This window comes from Faecalicatena contorta (assembly GCF_001404335.1).
Taxonomy (GTDB): domain Bacteria; phylum Bacillota; class Clostridia; order Lachnospirales; family Lachnospiraceae; genus Faecalicatena; species Faecalicatena contortus_B.
The window spans coordinates 64,936-71,574 of the sequence record NZ_CYZU01000027.1; the positions used below are offsets into that span (position 1 = coordinate 64,936).

Consider the following 6,639-nt stretch of genomic DNA (forward strand, 5'->3'; position numbering starts at 1 on the left):
GGTATTATGAGGAAAAAACCGATTGCATTCTACATCTATATAGCATTTTTATTTATCCTTGTCCTGACACTCGGAACTCTTGGCAGTATCATCGCTTACCATAATTATAAGACAGCCAATAAAGGAGTCCTGTCCCGCCTGGATGTGGCCCTCAGCGTAGCCAAAGACCAGATGCTTATCCACGAGACAGCCATTGAGCAGACCTTAGCCGGAATCTGCAATTACAATGACCTGAATGCACTGATTGCCGGCAAAGACTATCAGGCCTTAGATGAACTCCTTAAGCTCGCAGATAAGCAGGAACCCGGTTATTACCTTGTAGTAGATGAACATGGCAGAATTCTGTGCAGTGCGGACCACCAGACAGGTACAGAATGGGAACTGGATTATCTGCTTCAATTTTTTGAAAACGATACTGCCCCCATACATACAACGGAGATACTATCGGCAGAGTCTGTCAATCAGGCTTCTCCTTCCTTCAGGCAAAGCGTTCGGCTAAATGCTAATACAGAAAACATCCCGGCAATGCTGCACCTGGTCCTCTTTCCGCTCTATGATGGAACAAGGCTGCACGGAGCCATTGTCGGCGGCTTCCTTATTAATAACAATAATACCCTGGCACACAATTATACTTCCGCAGTCCCCGGTACATACTTGTCTGTCAGCGCAGAAAAAGGGCTTCGAATCTGTTCCAATATCGATATCGATGACTTTTCTTACCTGGAAGGCTCCTTTCAGAACAGTGAACTCTACGAAACAACAAATGCAGGGAAACGCTGGCAGGGAAAGATCCTAATGGATGAAAGGAATGGATATGGAATCATTGTGGCCGATCCGCTGTATAACATAAAAAATGAAGTAATCGGGAATATCGGGGTCGGCGCACCTACTTACCTGTTTGCCGATCTTGGTTACGGTGATCTGCTGTTTATCAGCATAATAACCCTGCTGTTAATCCTCATTGCAGCTTTTGTCCTCCGCGTTCTCTGCGGCCGTATTACAGCTCCCCTGCATAAGCTGCAGAGATTCTCACGCTCGATTGCCAAAGACAGCACACCCCCGGAAAATATCTCCTGGGATAACTGGTTTGTTCCAATAGAGATTCAGGAACTTACGGATGACCTGCTCACGATGTCCCAAAAATTAATTGCGGAAAATTTGATTCTTGAAAAACGTGTTCTGGAACGGACTGAGTATCTTATACATACGATTGACGAGTTAAAAGAAGCTAACAAGTGCAAATCCGCGTTTCTTGCCAATATGTCCCATGAGCTTAGAACACCGCTCAACTCCATCATCGGTTTCGCCTCTATTCTTCATGACGAATTATTTGGGGAGCTCAACGAAAAGCAGAAACAGTACATATTTGTTATACTGGACAGCGGCAATCATCTGCTCGCATTAATAGACGATATATTACATTTTGTTAAACTGGACAGACATGTTGAGACCCTTTCCCTGGAAGAGGTAAATGTGGCTGACATCATAGAAAGCGTTTCCGTATCAGTCATGCCATTAATCCAGAGCAAGGACCAGCAGCTTGTAATCGATATAAAATCGGAGGATACCGGCCTCACAGCCATGTGGGATATACAAAAGATCCGTCAGCTGCTGTTAAATATGTTATCAAATGCGATCAAATTCACTCCAGAAAATAAAGAAATCTGCATTCGGTTCCGCCCCGTTAATGAAACCATCTACTCGATCAGCGTAATTGATCATGGTATTGGAATAGAAGACGAATTTAAAGAAAAAGTTTTTTATCCATTTGAGCAGGTAAATTCAAGTTTTACCCGCAATTATCAAGGTGTGGGCCTGGGGCTGGCCATATGCAGGAGTCTTGTTGAGATGCATATGGGTAAAATCTGGCTGGAAGATAATCCCCCCAATGGGCTGGTTGTCCAAGTTGTGCTGCCTGTCTGTCCATCTATACCTGAGAATAACAGTCCTGCAGAGTCCTAAAAATTCATACATGCCATCTTTTGAAATACTCGCGGAAGTTTTTTCTTATCTTATAGGCAGACTTCCTTATAAGATAAGAAAAAGCGCTGCAGTATATTCACTACAGCGCATCTTCCGTGGTCAGCCATTCCATGCTTACCCCAAGAACCTTTGAAAATGTTTTCAGCTCATAATCTGTTACAAACCGTGTTCCTTTCTCTATGCGGCTTATGCTGTCTCTTTCCAGTGTGATCCCCTCGAGCTGAACCCTGGCAGCTAAGTTGCTTTGTGTAATCCGCCTTTTTAATCGTGCCATTCGAATTCTTTCACCGCACAAATTTTTCTTTCCCCTGTACATGTAAATTTTCATCACCCACAGAATGTGTTAATAATCAGAATTTTTCTTGACTTTAACACATATTACACTCATAATTGTGTTAAAGGTCAGAATTGCTCGTTTTTATTTATGGAAGTTATGAAGGAGGACTTATATGTCTAAAATATTAGTTGTCGAAGATGACATAGCCAGTCAGATGCTAATGACAGATATCTTAGAAAAGTACGGATATACCGCCGTAGTTGCGACGGATGGCCTGGAAGCGATCAGCCTCGCAGAGAAAGAAAAACCAGATCTGGCAATTGTGGATATTATGCTCCCCACTCTTAATGGTTATCAGGTATGCGAGCGTCTGCGATGTCTGCCACAGTGCAGAGAACTTCCGGTCATCATATTGACCGCTCTGAATGAAGACCAGCATAGAATCCGCGCACTTGAAGCCGGAGCCATTGATTTCCTGAGCAAGCCCTTCAAACGCATCGAACTTCTGACCAAGATCAAAGCCGTACTGCTCATGCAGGAGGATAAGATGAACATGATCTCTTTCGAAAAGATTACGCAGGGATTTTTATGTGCCCTTTCACAGCGTAAACCCGATATCCAGATCAGTAATCTGCGGTGTGCCTACTTTACAAAACGTCTTGGCATAACGCTGGGGCTCTCAACTAAAGATCTGCTGACCCTGCATTATGCGGTTCTTCTGAGAGATATCGGATACTTATCGCTTCCCGGTGAGATAACCGATCTGGGAAATGACAGCGACAGACATAATATACTGGGCGCTGAAATCGCAGAAAAATTCCTGCCGGAAGATATACATACGATTATTCTCTGTCATCACAGTAATCTGAAAGATACGGCCTTTCCCAAGAACCTTTCCGAACCATCTGCAACACTGCTTAACATTGCAATTGTATGTACTCGTTTTGAATACTTAATGAAGTCTGGAAATGCTTCACTGGATGAGGTGCATCATATTCTGCGCCACGAAGGCGGTCTTGGACTGTGGCCTCAAAAGGAACTGGATCTGCTGCTTCAGTTGACGCAGTAAATCCTGTTTTAACCTGTAAAAGCAAAACGGGCAGAACCCTCATTCCTGAAGGTTCTGCCCGTTTTACGGGTATATACCATGTCCATCAGACGTGTATCACGAATGATCAAACACTTATTAAGCCATATCCAATATAATCTGTCTGCGCAGTTCTCTGGCATAGGATAACTTTCTCTTCCTCTCCATACGGATATGGAAAAGAAAAAAAACAAATCCGATAACCATGCATGCCCCAGCCGCGGAACCTGCTGCAGCCGGTGCCGGTATCCTTATGTGGGTACCGCCGGAATTTTCCTTTGGCACTGCTGCCGGCTGAATCTTTGTAAAAGAGACCTGGATCTCACAATCTTCTCGTATATCGGTGAGTGAATACCCATCCTGATATTTTGCAATATCCTCTTCCACTCCATTGACCAGGAGTGAGGATAATTCATACCCCTCCTCTGCCTGGTAGGTAACGGGGAAACTTTCCCCTCTCAAAACCTTACCGCTCTCGCTGACCGTTCCGTTTTCGCCCTTAACAGTAACCTGAAAATAGTAGGGCATCTCCGTCTTGTAAAACCGTATCTTTCTCTCACCGGCAGTGTTCGTAACATTGACCGCAGCAAGAAATACGCCTGGTTCGATCTCGCACAAAGATTCAGGCTCATCGTGTGTAATATTATCAAAACGAAAATCCAGCTGCGGCGCAGTTACCATCGTTCTTCTTGATATGGAATAAACGTGCAGAAAATCGCCGGTTCCCCAATCAAGTGTCAGCGGGAAATTAAAAATGTAATCGCCGCACACGGCCAGATCCTGAAAATTATAGCCCTTAGCAGATTCCGGGAAACTTCCCAGCTCGTCCACAACCTGAAACTCCGAATTCAGAATCTTAAAACTATATCCGTCATCCACATTCGTCTGGATGATATACTGATCCGTATCCTCTTTATAATCGATCCCAAGGATATTATAATTGTCACTGATCTTTATCTTGCCCTTATATCCAAGTGTATCCGGATCCATTACATAAAGGCATCCCCTGTTCTCGGGATCAATATTAGTATACAATGCAACATAAATCTCATTCTTACCCGGGTTGTAGGCCATTCCATTGCCATGCTCCCAGTTCATGTCGTTTACCCGTTTTGCCAGTGAATACTGTTCCACCGGGTTGCCATCCTTGTCCACTTTATTCTTATAATAAGCCGACACGACATCCGGATCCTGATTCTCTCCCGTGTTCTCAATACAGATGATATAATCATCCGTAGCACAAATAGACTGGACCACTCCCACAGACCCAATCAGATTCTCCTCAAATACCTGCTCCCAGGCAAGATTGGAAAATGCATCGTCCCCTGCAATCTCCGCCTTACATTCCATACCAGAAAAAGTAAGGAGGGCGGCAAGCGCAAGAAACCCCTTAATTAATTTTTCTTTCATTCAGTTGTACTCCCCTTTGTAACTATTTCTCCCGTTAATTTATAATTATACCAAAAATGCAAAAAAATGGCTACTCTTTTTTTAATAAAATCGGCGATAAAACCGGCAATACAAACAGCAATCATACTGGACTACAACTTCAATAAAAACGAAGATCAACTTCGTATCAAATGCCCTATTTGCAGTTATGGCTGTGGCAGGCTTTGTTTTATATAGCTGCTCTACATTTTTTCCACATCTATATCACTTTTCCCTCATTAACTTTGCAGCCCTTCGTTGCGAAGTATGTCGCCCGCACCGCCCCCTGTATGAATCAGATAGAATTCCTCCTTTGTATAGCCCGTCTTTTCCATTACCGAGAAGGCGATGGCATCAAATGCCGAGATAAAGGCAAGTGTACTGGCGGAGGAAATAATTCCCCATTTATCTGGTTCTCTTTCCACTGCAATTTTTAATGTAATATCTGCATTTTTTCCCAATTTGGAGTCTGCATTTTCTGTAACAGCAATGATAGTCAGTCCCTTTTGCTTTGCTGCCGGGATATAGTTTAAAATTTCCTTGGTATTACCGCTCTTACTAATCAATACCAGCACATCACCTTTCTGCATTGCCCCCATTCCGCCATGAACGGAATCTGCGGGTGACAGAAAAAAAGACGGAATTTCAACTACACAGAGTGTATGGGAAATTCTTTTTGCGGCCATACCTGCAGTCCCGCATCCTGCTAAAATTACTTTCTTACTGTTTTCCTTCACATGACAAAATATCTCTGCAATCCGGCATAAGACATCGTAATCAATCTCCTCCGCCATCTTTTGTATGACATGCGCCTCTGCTGCCATTACTTGTTTTAATCTTTCTTTCAAAACGGCCCTCCTGCTTAATTTATTTTCATTTATATAATGATGCCTGACAATTATTGACGCATCACTTGCTTTTAATAAAAAACTGGGTGTAGCCATCCTTATGAGCAGTTTCTTTATTGGACGCATCCACTATTGAACGTTTACGTATACTATTCTTGTTTATTTTTCAAATAGTTTTACAAACAAAACTCTGATACTCTAACGTAAGCATATTACACTCAAATGCTTTACTCCTATAATCTTCAATCCAATAGTCTATTTCTCTGCTATTACACATTATGTCAGGATCTATTGATCTATATATAATATCGCTAATTAAATTAGAACATTAGTGAAAAAACGGTTCTTTTTGTTAAGACTGCCCTAATTAAATAAAATGCTTCTTATATAGTCCTGTTTCATGCAGATCCCTTTACATTGAAAATTTCGTTTCACGTTCTGATACAGGGAGTGACATATTTGAAAAAGGGATAAATGTGGTGGTCTTTATTGCAAACTGCGCTCCCATGCAGGGAGTGACATGCTACCGACTATGACGGGAATGCAGCAGCACAATTTCAATCCACACTCCCACGCAGGGAGTGACAACTCATAATGATATATACGCTCTGGTATATGATATTTCAATCCACACTCCCACGCAGGGAGTGACGTGACCAAGCCATTAGCGGAAATATCAGAGAACATAATTTCAATCCACACTCCCACGCAGGGAGTGACACTGGCGTTTTCATTCTCTTTGAAAATAGATATCATTTCAATCCACACTCCCACGCAGGGAGTGACATTCTGCCAATAATTACACAGATTCAAAAGTGTCAATTTCAATCCACACTCCCACGCAGGGAGTGACTGGAGATCAGCCAGTATGTGGCCAACCTCTGGGGATTTCAATCCACACTCCCACGCAGGGAGTGACGCCCGGAACCGTATAGACGTATACGGTAAATCACTAGTACCGTGCTAGTTTTATCTATCTATGAGATAATAACTCCAGAAAACTACAAGTTTTTTAA

General features: G+C 42.8%; 5 protein-coding genes and 1 CRISPR repeat array. Of the genes, 2 read left to right on the plus strand and 3 right to left on the minus strand.

Going from position 1 to position 6,639, the window contains the following annotated elements:
• The first annotated feature begins 6 nt into the window (after window positions 1-6).
• Window positions 7-1,962 (plus strand): ATP-binding protein, encoded by a 1,956-nt coding sequence (locus ARB69_RS14350; RefSeq protein WP_055153853.1) that lies wholly within the window; start codon window positions 7-9, stop codon window positions 1,960-1,962.
• 100 nt (window positions 1,963-2,062) lie between these two features.
• On the opposite strand, the gene ARB69_RS14355 is transcribed toward ARB69_RS14350, so the two are convergent.
• On the minus strand, window positions 2,063-2,257 hold the full coding sequence (locus ARB69_RS14355; RefSeq protein WP_330377684.1) for a helix-turn-helix transcriptional regulator: 195 nt from the start codon (window positions 2,255-2,257) through the stop codon (window positions 2,063-2,065).
• Window positions 2,258-2,432: 175 nt separating this feature from the next.
• On the opposite strand from ARB69_RS14355, the gene ARB69_RS14360 reads away from it, so the two are divergent.
• Complete coding sequence (locus tag ARB69_RS14360) at window positions 2,433-3,329, plus strand: response regulator (protein WP_050641446.1); 897 nt, start codon at window positions 2,433-2,435, stop codon at window positions 3,327-3,329.
• A gap of 117 nt (window positions 3,330-3,446) precedes the next feature.
• On the opposite strand, the gene ARB69_RS14365 is transcribed toward ARB69_RS14360, so the two are convergent.
• Both ARB69_RS14365 and ARB69_RS14370 read right to left on the minus strand, forming a co-directional pair.
• Window positions 3,447-4,757 carry a hypothetical protein gene (locus tag ARB69_RS14365; RefSeq protein ID WP_055153855.1) on the minus strand — a complete coding sequence of 437 codons (1,311 nt, stop codon included), beginning with the start codon at window positions 4,755-4,757 and terminating at the stop codon, window positions 3,447-3,449.
• Between the two features lie 257 nt (window positions 4,758-5,014).
• On the minus strand, window positions 5,015-5,623 hold the full coding sequence (locus ARB69_RS14370; protein ID WP_055153857.1) for a KpsF/GutQ family sugar-phosphate isomerase: 609 nt from the start codon (window positions 5,621-5,623) through the stop codon (window positions 5,015-5,017).
• 488 nt (window positions 5,624-6,111) lie between these two features.
• Window positions 6,112-6,542: direct repeats of the CRISPR family, unit length 32 nt; unit sequence ATTTCAATCCACACTCCCACGCAGGGAGTGAC.
• Window positions 6,543-6,639 lie beyond the last annotated feature (97 nt).

Excerpts from the sequence above, each read along its gene's own strand:
- ARB69_RS14350 (WP_055153853.1), top strand. The coding sequence starts at position 7 with ATGAGGAAAAAACCGATTGCATTCTACATCTATATAGCATTTTTATTT.
- ARB69_RS14365 (WP_055153855.1), bottom strand. The coding sequence starts at position 4,757 with ATGAAAGAAAAATTAATTAAGGGGTTTCTTGCGCTTGCCGCCCTCCTT.
- ARB69_RS14360 (WP_050641446.1), top strand. The coding sequence starts at position 2,433 with ATGTCTAAAATATTAGTTGTCGAAGATGACATAGCCAGTCAGATGCTA.
- ARB69_RS14355 (WP_330377684.1), bottom strand. The coding sequence starts at position 2,257 with ATGGCACGATTAAAAAGGCGGATTACACAAAGCAACTTAGCTGCCAGG.